13 protein-coding genes and 3 pseudogenes are annotated in these 14,038 nt (G+C 71.8%); 9 read left to right on the top strand and 7 right to left on the bottom strand.

Annotated features, from left to right (window positions below; translation table 11 throughout):
* A pseudogene (locus AB0I10_RS29740) lies at nucleotides 1-475 on the top strand (hypothetical protein); the annotation flags it as partial.
* On the top strand, nucleotides 457-1,230 hold the full coding sequence (locus tag AB0I10_RS29745; protein ID WP_363155755.1) for a hypothetical protein: 774 nt from the start codon (nucleotides 457-459) through the stop codon (nucleotides 1,228-1,230). The pseudogene AB0I10_RS29740 and the gene AB0I10_RS29745, both read left to right, overlap by 19 nt.
* A 66-nt stretch (nucleotides 1,231-1,296) precedes the next feature.
* Here AB0I10_RS29745 and AB0I10_RS29750 read toward each other — a convergent pair.
* From AB0I10_RS29750 to AB0I10_RS29760, 3 genes and pseudogenes are all read right to left on the bottom strand, one after another.
* Nucleotides 1,297-1,446, bottom strand: a pseudogene (locus tag AB0I10_RS29750) (hypothetical protein); the annotation flags it as partial.
* Nucleotides 1,446-1,817 (bottom strand): annotated as a pseudogene (locus AB0I10_RS29755) (hypothetical protein); the annotation flags it as partial. The pseudogenes AB0I10_RS29755 and AB0I10_RS29750, both read right to left, overlap by 1 nt.
* 53 nt (nucleotides 1,818-1,870) lie before the next feature.
* Entirely contained in the window at nucleotides 1,871-3,136 is a 1,266-nt protein-coding gene (locus AB0I10_RS29760; RefSeq protein ID WP_363155756.1) for a DUF1015 domain-containing protein, read from the bottom strand.
* 172 nt (nucleotides 3,137-3,308) lie between these two features.
* Here AB0I10_RS29760 and AB0I10_RS29765 point away from each other — a divergent pair, with 172 nt between their 5' ends.
* Nucleotides 3,309-4,358, top strand: coding sequence for an HAD-IIA family hydrolase (locus AB0I10_RS29765; RefSeq protein ID WP_363155757.1), 1,050 nt, complete (start codon nucleotides 3,309-3,311; stop codon nucleotides 4,356-4,358).
* Between the two features lie 107 nt (nucleotides 4,359-4,465).
* On the opposite strand, the gene AB0I10_RS29770 is transcribed toward AB0I10_RS29765, so the two are convergent.
* Together AB0I10_RS29770 and AB0I10_RS29775 are read right to left on the bottom strand one after the other, a co-directional pair.
* Nucleotides 4,466-5,443, bottom strand: coding sequence for a siderophore-interacting protein (locus tag AB0I10_RS29770; RefSeq protein ID WP_363155758.1), 978 nt, complete (start codon nucleotides 5,441-5,443; stop codon nucleotides 4,466-4,468).
* Between the two features lie 56 nt (nucleotides 5,444-5,499).
* Nucleotides 5,500-6,525, bottom strand: a complete 1,026-nt coding sequence (locus tag AB0I10_RS29775) for an ABC transporter substrate-binding protein (RefSeq protein ID WP_363155759.1) — start codon at nucleotides 6,523-6,525, stop codon at nucleotides 5,500-5,502.
* Nucleotides 6,526-6,679: 154 nt separating this feature from the next.
* Between AB0I10_RS29775 and AB0I10_RS29780 the strand changes: the two genes are divergently transcribed.
* The 3 genes from AB0I10_RS29780 (at nucleotide 6,680) to AB0I10_RS29790 (ending at nucleotide 9,835) form a co-directional block, all read left to right on the top strand.
* The gene (locus tag AB0I10_RS29780; RefSeq protein ID WP_363155760.1) at nucleotides 6,680-7,684 is read left to right on the top strand and encodes an iron chelate uptake ABC transporter family permease subunit; all 1,005 of its coding nucleotides are present in this window, start codon (nucleotides 6,680-6,682) and stop codon (nucleotides 7,682-7,684) included.
* 22 nt (nucleotides 7,685-7,706) lie between these two features.
* Nucleotides 7,707-8,804 (top strand): iron chelate uptake ABC transporter family permease subunit, encoded by a 1,098-nt coding sequence (locus AB0I10_RS29785; RefSeq protein ID WP_363155761.1) that lies wholly within the window; start codon nucleotides 7,707-7,709, stop codon nucleotides 8,802-8,804.
* 128 nt (nucleotides 8,805-8,932) lie between these two features.
* Nucleotides 8,933-9,835 (top strand): ABC transporter ATP-binding protein, encoded by a 903-nt coding sequence (locus AB0I10_RS29790; protein ID WP_363155762.1) that lies wholly within the window; start codon nucleotides 8,933-8,935, stop codon nucleotides 9,833-9,835.
* Here AB0I10_RS29790 and AB0I10_RS29795 read toward each other — a convergent pair.
* The gene (locus AB0I10_RS29795) at nucleotides 9,819-10,166 is read right to left on the bottom strand and encodes an SCP2 sterol-binding domain-containing protein (RefSeq protein ID WP_363155763.1); all 348 of its coding nucleotides are present in this window, start codon (nucleotides 10,164-10,166) and stop codon (nucleotides 9,819-9,821) included. The genes AB0I10_RS29790 and AB0I10_RS29795 overlap by 17 nt on opposite strands.
* Before the next feature lie 73 nt (nucleotides 10,167-10,239).
* Here AB0I10_RS29795 and AB0I10_RS29800 point away from each other — a divergent pair, with 73 nt between their 5' ends.
* From AB0I10_RS29800 to AB0I10_RS29810, 3 genes are read left to right on the top strand one after another with little or no spacing between them, the layout of a single operon-like run.
* Nucleotides 10,240-10,647: a hypothetical protein gene (locus tag AB0I10_RS29800; protein ID WP_363155764.1), complete on the top strand. Its 408-nt coding sequence runs from the start codon at nucleotides 10,240-10,242 to the stop codon at nucleotides 10,645-10,647.
* A 7-nt stretch (nucleotides 10,648-10,654) separates the two neighbouring features.
* Nucleotides 10,655-11,470, top strand: coding sequence for a TlyA family RNA methyltransferase (locus AB0I10_RS29805; protein ID WP_363155765.1), 816 nt, complete (start codon nucleotides 10,655-10,657; stop codon nucleotides 11,468-11,470).
* On the top strand, nucleotides 11,467-12,408 hold the full coding sequence (locus AB0I10_RS29810) for an NAD kinase (protein ID WP_363155766.1): 942 nt from the start codon (nucleotides 11,467-11,469) through the stop codon (nucleotides 12,406-12,408). Before AB0I10_RS29805 ends, AB0I10_RS29810 begins: the two co-directional genes overlap by 4 nt.
* Nucleotides 12,409-12,505: 97 nt before the next feature.
* Here the strand turns inward: AB0I10_RS29810 and AB0I10_RS29815 are convergent, their stop codons facing one another.
* Entirely contained in the window at nucleotides 12,506-14,038 is a 1,533-nt protein-coding gene (locus tag AB0I10_RS29815) for a S41 family peptidase (protein WP_363155767.1), read from the bottom strand.

Consider the following 14,038-nt stretch of genomic DNA (forward strand, 5'->3'; position numbering starts at 1 on the left):
TTCCGTCGGGATGACCGTCGTGATGAGCGTCGGGATGATCGTGGTGGTCGGCCCGGTGGCGGCCGTGGTGGTTACGGCGGGCGCGATGACCGTGGTGGCGATCGTGGTGGGTTCCGTCGGGATGACCGGCGTGACGACCGGCGCGATGATCGCGGTGGCGACCGTGGTGGTGAGCGCGGTGGGTTCCGTCGTGACGAGCGTCCCGGTGGCGACCGTGGCGGGTTCCGGCGGGACGACCGTAGGGATGAGCGCAGGGATGACCGGGGCGGGTTCCGGCGGGATGACCGTGGGCCGCGGCGGGACGACGACCGTGGCGGACGCCGGCCGTACGGTGGCGGGCGTGGACGGGACGACCGGCGGGACGACCGGCGTGATGACCGCCGGGACCGGGACCGGGAGCCGATCAAGCGGCTGCCGATTCCGGAGGACGTCACCGGTGACGAGATCGACAAGGATGTGCGGCAGGAGCTGCTGAGCCTGCCGAAGACGCTCGCCGAGGATGTCGCCAAGAACCTGGTGATGGTGGCGAAGCTGCTGGACGAGGACCCGGAGAAGGCTTACGGGTACTCGCGGGTGGCGCTGCGGCTGGCGTCCAGGGTCGCTGCGGTGCGTGAGGCCGCGGGCTTCGCGGCGTACGCGGTCGGCAAGTACAGCGAGGCGCTCGCCGAGTTCCGGGCGGCGCGGCGGATGACCGGCAGCGTGGAGCTGTGGCCCGTCATGGCGGACTGCGAGCGCGGTCTTGGCCGGCCGGAGAAGGCGATGGCCATGGCCGGTGAGCCCGAGGTGCAGAAGCTGGACCGGGCTGGACAGGTCGAGATGCGGCTGGTCGCGGCGGGTGCGCGTCGGGACATGGGCCAGCCGGACGCGGCGGTGGTGACACTGCAGGGTCCCGAGCTGGCGTCGAACGCCGTGCACCCGTGGACGGCGCGGCTGCGGTACGCGTATGCGGACGCGCTGCTGGAGGTCGGGCGCGAGGACGAGGCGCGCGACTGGTTCGCGAAGGCGCTGGAGGCGGACCAGGGCGGCTCGACGGATGCCTCGGACCGGCTCGCGGAGCTGGACGGCGTGGAGTTCACCGATGCGCTGGAGGATGCCGACGAGGTCGAAGAGGCCGATGAGGTCGAGGAGACCGACGCGGCCGAAGAGGTGTCGGCCGCGGGGCATGACGATGTGGCCGATGAGGTCATCGATGTTGATGACGCGGGTGTGGAGCGGCCTGAGAAGGGCTGAGGCATCGTGAGGTGACGAAGGGCGGGACCCCTGCTGGGGGTCCCGCCCTTCGTCGTTTGTGGGGGATCAGGTGGCCGGGGCGTAACGGGCGATGAGGTTGCGGAGGGTGCCGATGCGCTGGAGGGCGCCGGCCGGGTCCTGGAGGTCGACCATCTGCTGGTTGTTGCGCAGCTGGAGGCGGTTCAGGCAGGAGAGCGCGAACTCGTCGGTGAACATGGGTGGTGGAAGTAGACGGCGTCGCGGAGGTAGACGTCCTCAAGCTCGTCGAGCGCGGCAGCCGGGTCGTGCAGCGGTGCTTCGAGGTCGATCGCGGCGACGGCCGGGGTGAGGCCGTCGCCGGAGATCCCGGTGAACGGGCGGTCGGTGGCGGCGATCTCGGCGGTCACCCGCTCGACGCTGTCGATGACCGCGGTGCGGTAGTGCTCGGCCGTGCCGTTGTTGAGCAGGTATGTCCTGCTGTCGGCCGGCTCGGGGGCAAGGCTTTCGGCCGGATCTTCGCCGGCCGCCGTGCTGACTCTGGCGTGATGTGTCGCTCCCGGGGTGCCGGTGGCCGACGGGTCCTCGGCGGAGTACGCGAGGAGGCTCATGAAGGTGCCCTCCCTGGTGCGGAGTTGGCCACGTCCTGCGCTGACGGGGGCGGTCAGTTCCCGGCGTCGTCCAGAGTGCGCAGGACGAGACCGGTGGCGGGCTTGGGGCCGAAGGACGTGGACTTCCGCGGCATCGTCACGCCGTACTCGGCGAGTTGACGCACCGTCTCCTCGGAGGTGGCGCGCATCAGGACGGCCGTCCCGCCGTGCCGGGCGGCCTGTTCGACGGCGGCCTCGGCGTGATGCAGATAGCCGATGTGTGACGGGTCGTCGGGGATCCGCCAGACCTCGTCCAGCAGGACAGAGTGCAGCACCGTCGCGTCCAGCCGCCGCCAGGTCTCCGGCCGGTCGGTGCGGACCGTACGGTCGAGCAGCTCCGGATCGGGACGGTCCAGGAGATGGAAGGCGTCCGGGCCTTCGGCGAGGACGAAGGCGGTGCCGGGGGTCTCCTCCAGGGCCTCCAGGGCGGCGGACAGCCCGCCCTGGAGCGGCCGTGCGCGGAACGCGCCGCCCAGCCCGGCCAGCGCCTTCACCGGCGGGAGGTGCGGCAGCACACGGTGAATCGCGCGGACCTGGAGCGGGTAGCGCACGGTGTCCACCAGCAGGACCAGGCCGGACGCCCAGGGCGACGCCGGAGTGGCGCCGGGCAGCTGCTCGTACAGCCGCTGGTACGTCGCCCAGCGGTGGTGGCCGTCGGCGATCAGGGCCTGCTTGTGGGCGAGATCGCCGTCGATGGCCGCGAGGTCGGCGGGGTCGGTGACCGCCCACAGGCGGTGTGAGAAGCCGTCCTCCGTGGTGGTGGCGAGCAGCGGGGCGCACCGCACTATGCGCTCGATGACGGCGGCGGCGCCGGTCGCCGTGCCCTGGCCCTGGTAGGAGAGCAGCAGCGGCTCGAAATTGGCGGCCGCCGCGCGCATCAGGTCGGCCCGGTCCTCGACCACCTCGGCGATGACGTCCTCGTGAGGCAGCACCGGACCGTCCAGGCACAGCGCGCCGATCAGCCCGCGCTGCAGCACCTCGCCGCTGCGCTGCTCGTAGACGTACAGCGCCGGCCGCTCGTCCTGCGTCAGGACGCCCTCGGCACGCCAGCGGCGCAGGGTGTCGGCGGCCTGGCGGTGGCGGGTGGCGGGGTCGGCGGCGTGCGGGAGGATCAGCCGGACGATGTTGTACGGATCGGCGGTTTCCAGGTGACGCACGCCGTCCGGCCGGACCACGACGTCATACGGCGGGGAGGTGACAGCGGTGAGGCTGCTGACCCTGTCCGCGGCGTAACGCAGTCCGCGGAACGGGAGGAGGCGGAGGCCGTCGGTACTGGTCATTGAAGAATGCTATGCCGCCTGACGGGTGAGGGATGATCGGGGGGACAGCCGGCAGGTGGCTGGAAATATCGGTATGCGCGAGGCGGAGAACGGCGAGCCGCGCGGAGGGCGACGGTCCGTGATGCGGAGCGGGGCCCTGCGTACGACGCGCGGTCGTGAGGAGCGAGACGGCATGAATGAGCAGATTCGCGGGCGGGCGGGCGGGAGCAGGCGGCGTCGGCCCGACGGGTGCGAGCGCGCGCTGAGCGAGGCGTACGACACGGCGCTGCTGGATCTGGACGGGGTCGTCTACGCCGGCGGACACGCCATCGAGCACGCGGTGGAGTCGCTGACCGTGGCGCGGGACGGCGGGATGCATCTCGCCTATGTGACCAACAACGCGTCCCGGACCCCGGAGGCGGTCGCGGCGCAGCTCTCCGGTTTCGGGCTGCCGACCGGTCCGGCGGATGTGATCACCTCGGCGCAGGCGGTGGCACGACTGATCGCGGAGCAGGTGCCGTCGGGCGCGCGGGTGCTGGCCATCGGAGGCGAGGGGCTGCGGGTGGCGCTGCGCGAGCGCGGCCTTGCGCCGGTGGCGTCCGCGGACGACGATCCGGCGGCCGTGGTGCAGGGCTATGACCCGACGCTGGACTGGGAGCGGCTGGCGGAGGCCGCGTATGCGGTGCAGCGCGGGGTGCCGTGGTTCGCGTCCAACACCGATCTGACGATCCCCAAGGAGCGCGGGATCGCTCCGGGCAACGGCGCGTTGGTGGAGGTGGTCCGGATCGCCGCGGGCGGGACGCCGCAGGTGGCGGGCAAGCCGCAGCCGCCGATGCACCGGGAGACGGTGCTGCGGACCGGCGCCGAGCGGCCGTTGGTGATCGGGGACCGGCTCGATACGGACATCGAGGGCGCGTACAACGGCGGGGTCGACTCGCTGCTGGTGCTCACCGGTGTGACGACGGCGGCGGAGCTGCTGGCCGCGCCGCCGCAGCACCGGCCGACGTATGTGGACGCGGATCTGCGCGGGGTGCTGGAGCCGCAGCCGGATGTGGTGCCCGTGGACGGCGGCTTCCGGTGCGGCGGCTGGCGGGCCGAGACGGCCGGTGACGTGCTCGTCCTGGACGGCGACGGCACACCGCTGGACGGGCTGCGGGCGTTGTGCGCGGCGGCCTGGACGGCGGCGGGGGAGGGGCGCTGCGGGGCCGACGGGGGGAAGGCGTTGGGGCGGATCGGGATGTAGGGATGTAGCGAGGTAGAGGGGCGTCGGCCTCGGCGCGATGGGCCCCGCTCGGTGAGCGGGGCCCATGCCGTTGCGGTGATGGGTTGCCGGTGGTCTGTGGCCGGCGGTCAGTCCTGGTCGGTCGTTGTCGCGGCCGCCGTCAGCTCCGCGATCAGGTCCTCCTCGGTGGCGCCGCGGCGCCAGTAGCCGGTGAACTTGACGGCCTTGCGGTCGATTCCGCGTTCGCCGACGAGGTGCCTGCGTACCGCCTTGACGGTGCCGGCCTCGCCCGCGATCCAGGCGTACGGCGTGCCGTCGGGCAGCTCGGCGGCGCGCAACGCGTCGAGCACCGGCTCGCGGTGCGCGGTGGTCGTCCCGTCTCCGTGCCCGTCCCGGACGATCCAGGTGATGTCGGCGTCGGCGAAGGTCGGCAGGCGATGCCGGTCGTCCTCGTGCGCGACCTCGATCCAGACCTTGGCGTGGGTGCCCGGGGACAGCCAGGACAGGATGCCGGCGATGGCGGGCAGCGCCGTCTCGTCGCCGGTGAGCAGGATCCAGTCGGTGCCGGCCGGCGGCCGGAAGTCGACGCCGCCGTTGTCCTCGACGGCTGGGGCGAGCACGGTCAGCCGGTCGCCGGGCCGGGCGTGCGCGGCCCAGCGGGAGGCGGGGCCGCCCGCCTCGATGGGGGCGCCTCCCTGCTCATGGGGGTCCGCCCGCTCGAACGAAGTGGAGAGTGGGGGAGAAGTCGAGAGCTTGGGGGAGGCCGACGGCTCCGTTCCGTGGAGCGCGAAGTCGACATCGAACTCCGCCGGGTCATGGCGCTGTTCGCGGATCGTGTACGAGCGCATCACCGGACGCTCGGCCGGGTCCTGCGCCCGCCAGGCCGTGTACCAGCCGTCGCCCATGTCGTCGAAGACCGGCCGGTCCTGGTGGGGCTGCGGGAGGAACAGTTTGAAGCGCTGGTCACGACCGCCGGACACCAGCTCGGCCAGGCGGTCGCCGCCGAAGGTGACCCGGATCATGGAGGTGCTGAGCCGACGGGTGCGTACGACGTGCACATCGAAGAAGCGGAACGGCGCGGTGGCGGGTGCGGCGGTCGTGGTCATGTGGGGAACCTCCGGTAAGGGGCGGCTGTTCGGTGACGGTGTCCAGCGCCGATACGTCAGTTGACCTTCTTGGCGCCCTCGATCGCCTTGGCGATCGCCTCGATGAGCGGCGCAGCGCCCGCGTACGAGAAGCGCGGCTCGCTCGACCAGGGCGTGATCTGACCGGCCTTGACGGCGGGCAGTTTGGCCCAGGAGGGCTTGGCGGCCAGCTCCTTGGGCTGCAGGGTGGCGGTGCGGTTGTCGAGCAGCAGCAGGTCGGCCTTGTACTTGTCGGCGTTCTCCCAGCTCAGGCTCTCGAAGTAGCCGCCCTTGTCCAGGTGGTCGGGGACGATCAGGTCGACGCCGAGGGACTTGTAGTACATGAGGTCGGCGTTGATGCCGGGGTTGGAGGCGTAGAAGAGCTCGGGGCTGCCGGAGCAGGCGAGCACCTTGACGGGGTGGGACTTGGCGGCCTTGCGCAGCGACGCGGCGGCCTTCTCGAAGCGGGCCTTGGCGTCGGTGACCTTCTTGGCCTTCAGGTCGGCGCCCAGCGATTCGGCCAGCTCGGCGTACCGCTCGATGATCTTGACGAGCGGTACCCGGGACGACGTGATGGCGACGCTCTTGGCGAGCTTTGCGATCTTGTCCGCGCTGTCTTCCGGGACGAACCACAGTGCGCCCGGCTCGTACATGTTCGTGATCAGCAGATCGGGGGTCAGGCCCGCGTACTTCTCGACGTTGAACTTGTCGTAGGCGTTGCCGAGGATGGTGACCTTGTCGACATCGATGTCGCCCGCCTGCGGGTCGGCCTTGCCGTTCTGGAGCTTGGTCGGGCCGAAGACGCCGACGATCTGGTCGTCGATCCCGAAGTCGTGCAGCGCGGCGGCGGTGCCGGTGAAGGCGACGATGCGCTGCGGAACACCGTCGAGGGAGGTCTTCACCTTGCGGTCGTCGGTGAACGACCACGGGCCGCTCTTGGCACCGCTCTTGGCGTCCCCTGAGCCCTTGTCGCCGCATGCGGCGAGCAGCGCGCCGATGCCGACGGCGCCACCCGCGGCCAGGATGCCGCGTCGGGACAGGGTTACGCTGCTGGGGGTGCTCATGGTGGGGGCGCTTCTCTCTTGGAGGGGCTGTAACGGGTGCCGCGACGGGGCAGGCCCGCCGACGGAGGGCCCACGAGTCGGCACGTGAGGGTAGGCTAACCTAACGCTTGTGTTGGTTGACAGTCCTCCCGAAGCACCAAAGGCCTCGGCACCTGTGGCGCCGCAGCGCCGGCAGGTCACACGCTCCGCGGGGCTGGTCGCCTCCGTGGCCGTATTGGCCGCCGTCACCGTCCTCGGCATAGTCGTCGGTGCCAAACAGATACCCCTGGACCAGGTTTGGCACGGGGTGTTCCACTACTCCGGCTCCGACACGGACGTGGTCATCCGCGATGTGCGCCTCCCGCGCACCCTGATCGGCCTGATCGTCGGCGCCGCCCTCGGCCTGGCCGGCACGGTCATGCAGGCGCTGACCCGAAATCCCCTCGCGGACCCCGGAGTTCTCGGCATCAACGCCGGCGCCTCGGCCGCGGTCGTCTCCGCCATCAGCTTCTTCGGCGTCACCTCGCTGACCGGCTATGTGTGGTTCGCCTTCGTCGGCGCGGCGGTGGTCAACGTCGCGGTGTACGTCCTCGGCGGCACCCGTAACGCCACCCCCGTACGGCTCGCCCTCGCCGGCACCGCGCTGACCGCAGTCCTCGTCGGCTACATCAACGCGGTCAACCTGATGGACACCGCCGCACTGGACAAGATGCGCTTCTGGACGGTCGGTTCGCTGGCCACCGCCACCATGCCGACGGTCACTCAGATCGCGCCGTTCTTGGCGGTGGGCGGCGTCCTCGCGCTGCTGATCGCCCGGCCGCTGAACGCCATCGCGCTCGGCGACGACCAGGCACGGGCGCTCGGCGCCCGGCTGACCCGCACCCGCGTGCTGGCGATGATCGCCGTCACGCTGCTGTGCGGCGGGGCGACCGCCGCATGCGGCCCGATCGTGTACGTCGGCCTGATGGTTCCGCATGTCGTACGCGCCATCACCGGTCCCGACATGCGCTGGATCCTGCCGTACTCCGCGGTGCTCTCGCCGGTCCTGCTGCTCGGCGCGGACATCCTCGGCCGGGTCGTGGCCCGGCCCGGCGAGCTACAGGTCGGCATCGTCACGGCCCTCGTCGGTGGCCCGGTCTTCATCTATCTCGTACGACGTCGGAGGATGGCCCAGCTGTGAGCGAGCGAAGCGAGGCGTCGGAATGAGCTCGACTGTGAAGCCCGCGGAGGGCACGAAGAAGCGCGCCAAGCGTGCGACGGCGGCCCGGCGGGTGACGTCGGTACGCAGCGCGGGCGGGCTCTCGCTGCGCCTGGACGTACGCGCCGTCTTCGTCGGACTGCTGCTCCTGGCCGTCGCGCTGGCCGCGGGCATCGCGCTGGTCGGCTCCGGCGACTACCCGATGACGCCGGCCGAGGTGCTCAGCGCGCTGACCGGTGGCGGCAACGCCGGCCAGGAGTTCATCGTGTACGACCTGCGACTGCCGCGGGTCCTGGTGGGGCTGCTGGTCGGCGCCGCCTTCGGGATCTCCGGAGCGGTCTTCCAGACCGTTTCGCGCAACCCGCTGGGCAGCCCCGACGTCCTCGGCTTCGCCCAGGGCTCGTCGGTCGGCGCGCTGGTCGTCATCGTCTACTTCCAGGGCGGGTCCTTCGCGGTCGCCGCGGGTGCGGTCGTCGGCGGTGTGGCCACCGGCGTTGCCATCTTCCTGCTCGCCTGGAAGCGCGGCATCCAGGGCTACCGCTTCGTGCTCGTCGGCATCGGCGCCTCCGCGATGCTCTACGCCGTCGTGCTCTACCTCCTCACCAAGGCGAACATCGTCGAGGCGACCCGGGCCACCACCTGGATGACCGGTTCGCTCAACGGCCGGGACTGGGACCAGGTCTGGCCGCTGACCGCCGTCTGCGCCGTACTCGTCCCGCTGGTGCTGCTCTACGGCCGCCCGCTGCGCATGCTGGAGATGGGCGACGATGCCGCCTACGCGCTGGGCGTACGGGTCGACCGGGTCCGGGTCCTCACGCTGCTGGCGTCCGTCCTGCTCGTCGCCTCCGCCACCGCCGCGGCCGGCCCGATCTCCTTCGTGGCGCTCACCGCACCTCAACTGGCCCGTCGACTCACCCGCTCGCCCGGCCCCAACCTGCTGCCGTCCGCCCTCATGGGCGCTGTACTGCTGATCGCCGCGGACTGGGCCTCGCAGCGGCTCTTCGGCGCCGAACAGCTGCCGGTGGGCGTACTGACCGGCGTCCTCGGCGGTGGGTATCTGCTCTGGCTGCTGGCTGTGGAGCGCAAGGCGGGGCGGATATGAGCGATGTCGCGGGGCGGATATGAGCGACAGGGCGGCGTGGGAAATGAGCGACGGCGCGGAGCACCGGACAACTGCCGCGGCCACGCCGGACGACAACAGCAGCGATACGACAACCCAGGAGTCCTGAAGTGAGCCGTCTCACGGCCGAGAACGTCACCCTCGCCTACGACCAGCGGGTCATCGCCCAGAACCTCTCGGTCGCCATCCCCGACCACTCCTTCACGGTCATCGTCGGACCGAACGCCTGCGGCAAGTCCACGCTGCTGCGCGCCCTCTCGCGGATGCTCAAGCCGAGCGCGGGATCGGTGCTCCTGGACGGTTCGGTGATCTCCTCGCTCCCGGCCAAGAAGGTCGCCAGGACGCTCGGGCTGCTGCCGCAGTCGTCCATAGCGCCGGACGGGATCACGGTGTCGGACCTGGTGGCGCGCGGCCGCTATCCGCACCAGGGCCTGCTGCGCCAGTGGTCGGCCGACGACGAGCGGATCGTCCAGGAGTCGATGGCGGCGACCGGCGTCGGCGAGCTGGCCGAGCGCTATGTCGACGAGCTCTCGGGCGGGCAGCGGCAGCGCGTCTGGATCGCGATGGCGCTCGCTCAGCAGACACCGCTGCTGCTCCTGGACGAGCCGACGACATACCTGGACATCCAGCACCAGATCGAGGTCCTGGACCTGTGCGCGGAGCTGCACGAGGAGCAGGGGCGCACCCTGGTCGCCGTGCTGCACGACCTCAATCACGCCGCCCGCTACGCCACCCACCTCATCGCCATGAAGGACGGCGCGGTCATCGCCGAGGGCGCGCCGTCGGACATCGTCACCGCGGAACTGGTGGAGCGCGTCTTCGGGCTCGGCTGCCAGGTCATCGACGACCCGGAGACCGGCACCCCGCTGGTCATCCCCGCGGCGCGCAAGCCCCGTAGGGGTGCGGGTGGGGCTGCCGGCGGGGGCGGCCCCGTCGCGGCGGACGGCTCGGCGGGCGGTGTGGCCGGCGGCGCGTCCGGGCGGGCCGCGGCCGCGACTACAGCAGTGTCCTGAGGCGCAGCAGGTCGCGCAGGCTCGCTTCCAGCTTGACGCGACCGCTGCCCCACGCCTTCGCGAAGTTGAGATCGCCGGCCACCAGCGCGACCAGATCGTCCCCGGCCATGGAGAGCCGGATCTCGGCCTTGTGAGGCGGCGGGCCGGGGACGCTGGTCACATCCTGGATACTGCCGCCGGCAAGGCGCCCCAGGAACGTGGTGTCCAGGTCCGTGATGCGGCAGCTGAGCGAACGGTCGAGCGCGGCGGCGCTGCGTACGTCGCCGTCCGCGGAGGACATGTTCTGGGCCAGCCGGTCGAGCGCGGCGCGGCACTGGTCGAGAGTTGCCATCGCGGACGACGATACGCCAGGTCGCGGGCGACTCGTTCGCGGTCGACACCCTCCGCCAAGGTAGCGTCGGGGCATGCAAGAGCCGACGTCCGGCCCGGAGCCGGAGGCAGCCGCGGGATCCCACGGGCCCGCCGTATCCGACGTGCACGCCGAGTCCGCTGCCACCGTGGTGTCCGCCGTGTCCGCCGGACCCGCCGGGGTGGATGGGCCCGCGGGCGATGCCGCGCCCGCCGCGCCTGTCGAGTCCGCGGGGCCTCAGCCGCTCGGGATCGTGCTCACGCCGACCGGGGACGCCACGGTGGACGCCCGGCTGCGGCGCCTTGCCGACGCCGACCACCTCCCCGCCGCCGGGCACCTCGACGTGTACGAGGATGTGCACCGTGGGCTGCGGGACGCGCTGGCCGCTCTCGACCAGCGCCCCGGGCCGCCCGCCCCGTCCGCGATGACGCGCGACACGACGACGTACGACAACAGGAGCTGAACCACAGGTGGCAGGAGTGGCACGACGCCGACTCGACGCGGAGCTGGTGCGCCGCAAGCTGGCCCGCTCGCGCGAGCACGCGAGCCAGCTGATCGCCGCGGGGCGGGTGACCGTCGGCGGGGCGACCGCGACCAAGCCGGCCACCCAGGTGGAGACCAGCGCGGCCGTGGTCGTCCGCGCGGACGAGAGCGACCCCGACTACGTCTCCCGCGGTGGCCACAAGCTCGCCGGCGCCCTCGCCGCCTTCGTCCCGCACGGGCTGCGGATCGAAGGCCGGCGGGCACTGGACGCGGGCGCCTCGACCGGCGGTTTCACCGATGTCCTGCTGCGGGCCGGCGCCGGGCATGTCGTCGCCGCCGACGTCGGATACGGACAGCTGGCCTGGTCCCTGCAGAGTGATGACCGGGTCACTGTGAAGGACCGTACGAACGTACGCGAGTTGACGCTCGAACAGATTGACTCGGTGCCCGTCGACCTTGTCGTCGGCGATCTCTCCTTCATCCCGCTGGGGCTGGTGCTGCCCGCGCTCGTGGGCTGCACGGCGCCCGACGCCGACCTGGTGCTGATGGTCAAGCCGCAGTTCGAGGTCGGCAAGGAGCGGCTGGGCAGCGGCGGGGTGGTGCGCAGCCCGGAACTGCGGGCCGAGGCGGTGCGCGCGGTCGCCGGCCGGGCGGCCGAACTGGGGCTCGGGGTGCTTGGCGTGACTGCGAGCCCGCTGCCTGGACCTTCCGGGAATGTCGAGTACTTTCTGTGGCTGCGCGCCGGGGCGCCTGCACTCGACCCGGCGGATGTCGACCGTGCAGTGGCGGAGGGGCCCCGTTGACCACTACCCAGGCAGTTGAAGACAGCGCAGCACACGAAGGGAACGGCGGGCAGCGGACCGTCTTCCTGCTCGCGCACACCGGCCGCCCCGCGGCCATCCGCAGCGCCGAACTCGTCGTCCAGGGACTCCTGCGCAGCGGGATCGGGGTGCGGGTGCTGGCGGAGGAGGCCGCGGATCTCCCGCTGCCGCCGGAGGTCGTGCGCGTCGAGTCGGAGCAGTGCGCGGCCGAGGGCTGCGAACTGCTGGTGGTGCTCGGCGGGGACGGCACGCTGCTGCGTGGTGCGGACTTCGCCCGTACCTCTGGAGTGCCGATGCTCGGCGTCAACCTCGGCCGGGTCGGCTTCCTGGCGGAGGCCGAACGCGACGACCTCGACAAGGTTGTCGACCGGGTCGTCACCCGCGCCTACGAGGTCGAGGAGCGGATGACGCTCGATGTCCTCGTACGGAACAACGGCAGCGTCGTGCACACCGACTGGGCGCTGAACGAGGCGTCGGTGGAGAAGGCCGCACGGGAGCGGATGCTGGAGGTCGTCACCGAGGTCGACGGCCGGCCCGTGTCGCGCTTCGGCGGCGACGGGGTGGTCTGCGCGACCCCGACCGGCTCGACGGCGTATGCCTTCTCGGCCGGCGGCCCGGTGGTCTGGCCCGAGGTCGAGGCGCTGCTGATGGTCCCGATCAGCGCGCACGCCCTGTTCGCCAAGCCGCTGGTCACCTCGCCGAATTCGGTGCTGGCGGTGGAGGTCCAGCCCAAGACCCCGCACGGCGTGCTGTGGTGCGACGGCCGCCGCAGTGTCGAGCTCCCCGCCGGCGCACGGGTGGAGGTCCGCCGTGGCGCCGTACCCGTACGCCTCGCGCGACTGCATCATGCCTCCTTCACCGATCGTCTGGTTGCCAAGTTCGCCCTGCCGGTGGCGGGGTGGCGGGGGGCGCCGCAGTAGGGGTCGCTGTCAAAGTCCCGTCGTTCGCCCGTAGGACGCGGGCCAGGCGGGACTTTGACGGCACCCCCCTAGGGCGGGCTTGGGCCTCGGAACCCCCCTAGGGCGTGGGGCTCGGAGGCCGGTCTCCTCCCGTGCGTTTCGTGTCCGTCTGGTCGCTGTCTCCATGGGCCCGTTGCGACAGATACGCGCGGGCGCGGGTGAGGGCGGAGTCGCGGCGTGCTGTGAGTTCCTCGTCCGTGAAGACGGGGGTAGGGATGGCCGGAGGGATGCCGGGGCCGTCGAAGGTGTGACCGTCGGCGGTCAGGAACTCCTCGTTGGGGAGGCCGAACGTCCAGCCGTTCGGGAGAGCACGGTCCAGGATGTCGGAGAAGACGCCCTGGGTGTTCTCGCCGATGCGGGTGGGGGACGGGGAGCGGCCCATCAGGGACTGGGTGAAGGTCTCGCCCGCGCTGATCGTCAGCCGCCCGGTCAGGACCGCGATCGGGCCGGTGTAGACCGGGCCCCGGTGCGGGCGGACCTGTCGCGGCTGGGGCGTGGTGAACCCGCCGGGCTCGTGGGGGTTGTTGCGTGCCCGCTTGCTGTAGGCGAGATAGGGGCGGTCGGTGAGCCGGGAGGCGATGCGCAGGCCGAGCGGGTCCGCGCCGCCGCCATTGAGCCGTACGTCGACGATGAGGCCGCGCAGGGCCGTCGGGCCCTGCGTACGGGCCTTGGTGAACACGGAGTCCAGGGCGCGGTCGAGTTCGGCGACATCGCCGGCGTAGTCGCCCTTCTCGGTGTAGTCGGCGAACTGGCTGACACGGAAGTAGCCGATACGGCCGGGGAGATCGACGTACGAGAGATTGCCCTGGGCCCAGCGCCGTTGGGTGATTCCGGGGCCTAGGTTCGCGGCGATCGCTTTGTCGATGCGGGCGGTGGATTCCCGTGTGGGAAGGACGGTGCCGGGGCGCCGGCCCGCGAACCACTGGTCGGGTCCTGCGATGACCCGGGTGTGTGCGTCGTGCAGCGGCTCGATCATCTTGCGCAGCACGGCGAAGAGTTCGTCGTCGGTGGTCTTCGCCGTGATGCGGGGGCGGTAGCGGTCGCGGACCGCCGGCCAGTCGATCTTCTTCGCGTGGAAGAAGGGGTAGTTCTCGGCGAACGTCTTCCAGAAGACGTCGAAGACCGTTCGTGGGTCGTGTGGCGGGCGCTTTCGGCAGCGGTCCGGCAGCGCGCCGATGCGATGCAGGCCGCGGCGGCCGACGCTGTCCTCGATGGACAGCCGGGCGCGGCCGGGGCCGGTGGGAGTCACTGTGATGGGGGCCGAGTCGGGGACCGTGAACACGCTCCGGCCGTGCCCGTCGGGGCTGTCCGAGCGGGTGCCGGTGACCGAGCCGGGCAGACAACTGATGGTCGTGGTCTCGTACGTCCGCAGGCTGCGGTCCTTGATGGTGACGAGCGTGCCGTAGCCGTCCATCCGCCAGACGCCTTCCAGGGATGCGGGCGGGGTGGCGGCCGAAGCGCCGGGAGCGGGCCGAGCCGCGCGGTCCGGTCCGGCCGGGGCCCCGCAGGCGGCGGTGGCGGTGAGGGCGGTCATGGCGGCGAGCAACAGGGCTGTGCCGCAGGTGCGGCGGGGGCGCCGTGGGCCGTTCAT

It is taken from the genome of Streptomyces sp. NPDC050636 (genome assembly GCF_040654775.1).
Lineage (GTDB): Bacteria > Actinomycetota > Actinomycetes > Streptomycetales > Streptomycetaceae > Streptomyces.

Excerpts from the sequence above, each read along its gene's own strand:
- AB0I10_RS29760 (WP_363155756.1), bottom strand. The coding sequence starts at position 3,136 with ATGACCAGTACCGACGGCCTCCGCCTCCTCCCGTTCCGCGGACTGCGT.
- AB0I10_RS29765 (WP_363155757.1), top strand. The coding sequence starts at position 3,309 with ATGAATGAGCAGATTCGCGGGCGGGCGGGCGGGAGCAGGCGGCGTCGG.
- AB0I10_RS29770 (WP_363155758.1), bottom strand. The coding sequence starts at position 5,443 with ATGACCACGACCGCCGCACCCGCCACCGCGCCGTTCCGCTTCTTCGAT.
- AB0I10_RS29775 (WP_363155759.1), bottom strand. The coding sequence starts at position 6,525 with ATGAGCACCCCCAGCAGCGTAACCCTGTCCCGACGCGGCATCCTGGCC.
- AB0I10_RS29785 (WP_363155761.1), top strand. The coding sequence starts at position 7,707 with ATGAGCTCGACTGTGAAGCCCGCGGAGGGCACGAAGAAGCGCGCCAAG.
- AB0I10_RS29795 (WP_363155763.1), bottom strand. The coding sequence starts at position 10,166 with ATGGCAACTCTCGACCAGTGCCGCGCCGCGCTCGACCGGCTGGCCCAG.
- AB0I10_RS29800 (WP_363155764.1), top strand. The coding sequence starts at position 10,240 with ATGCAAGAGCCGACGTCCGGCCCGGAGCCGGAGGCAGCCGCGGGATCC.
- AB0I10_RS29815 (WP_363155767.1), bottom strand. The coding sequence starts at position 14,038 with ATGAACGGCCCACGGCGCCCCCGCCGCACCTGCGGCACAGCCCTGTTG.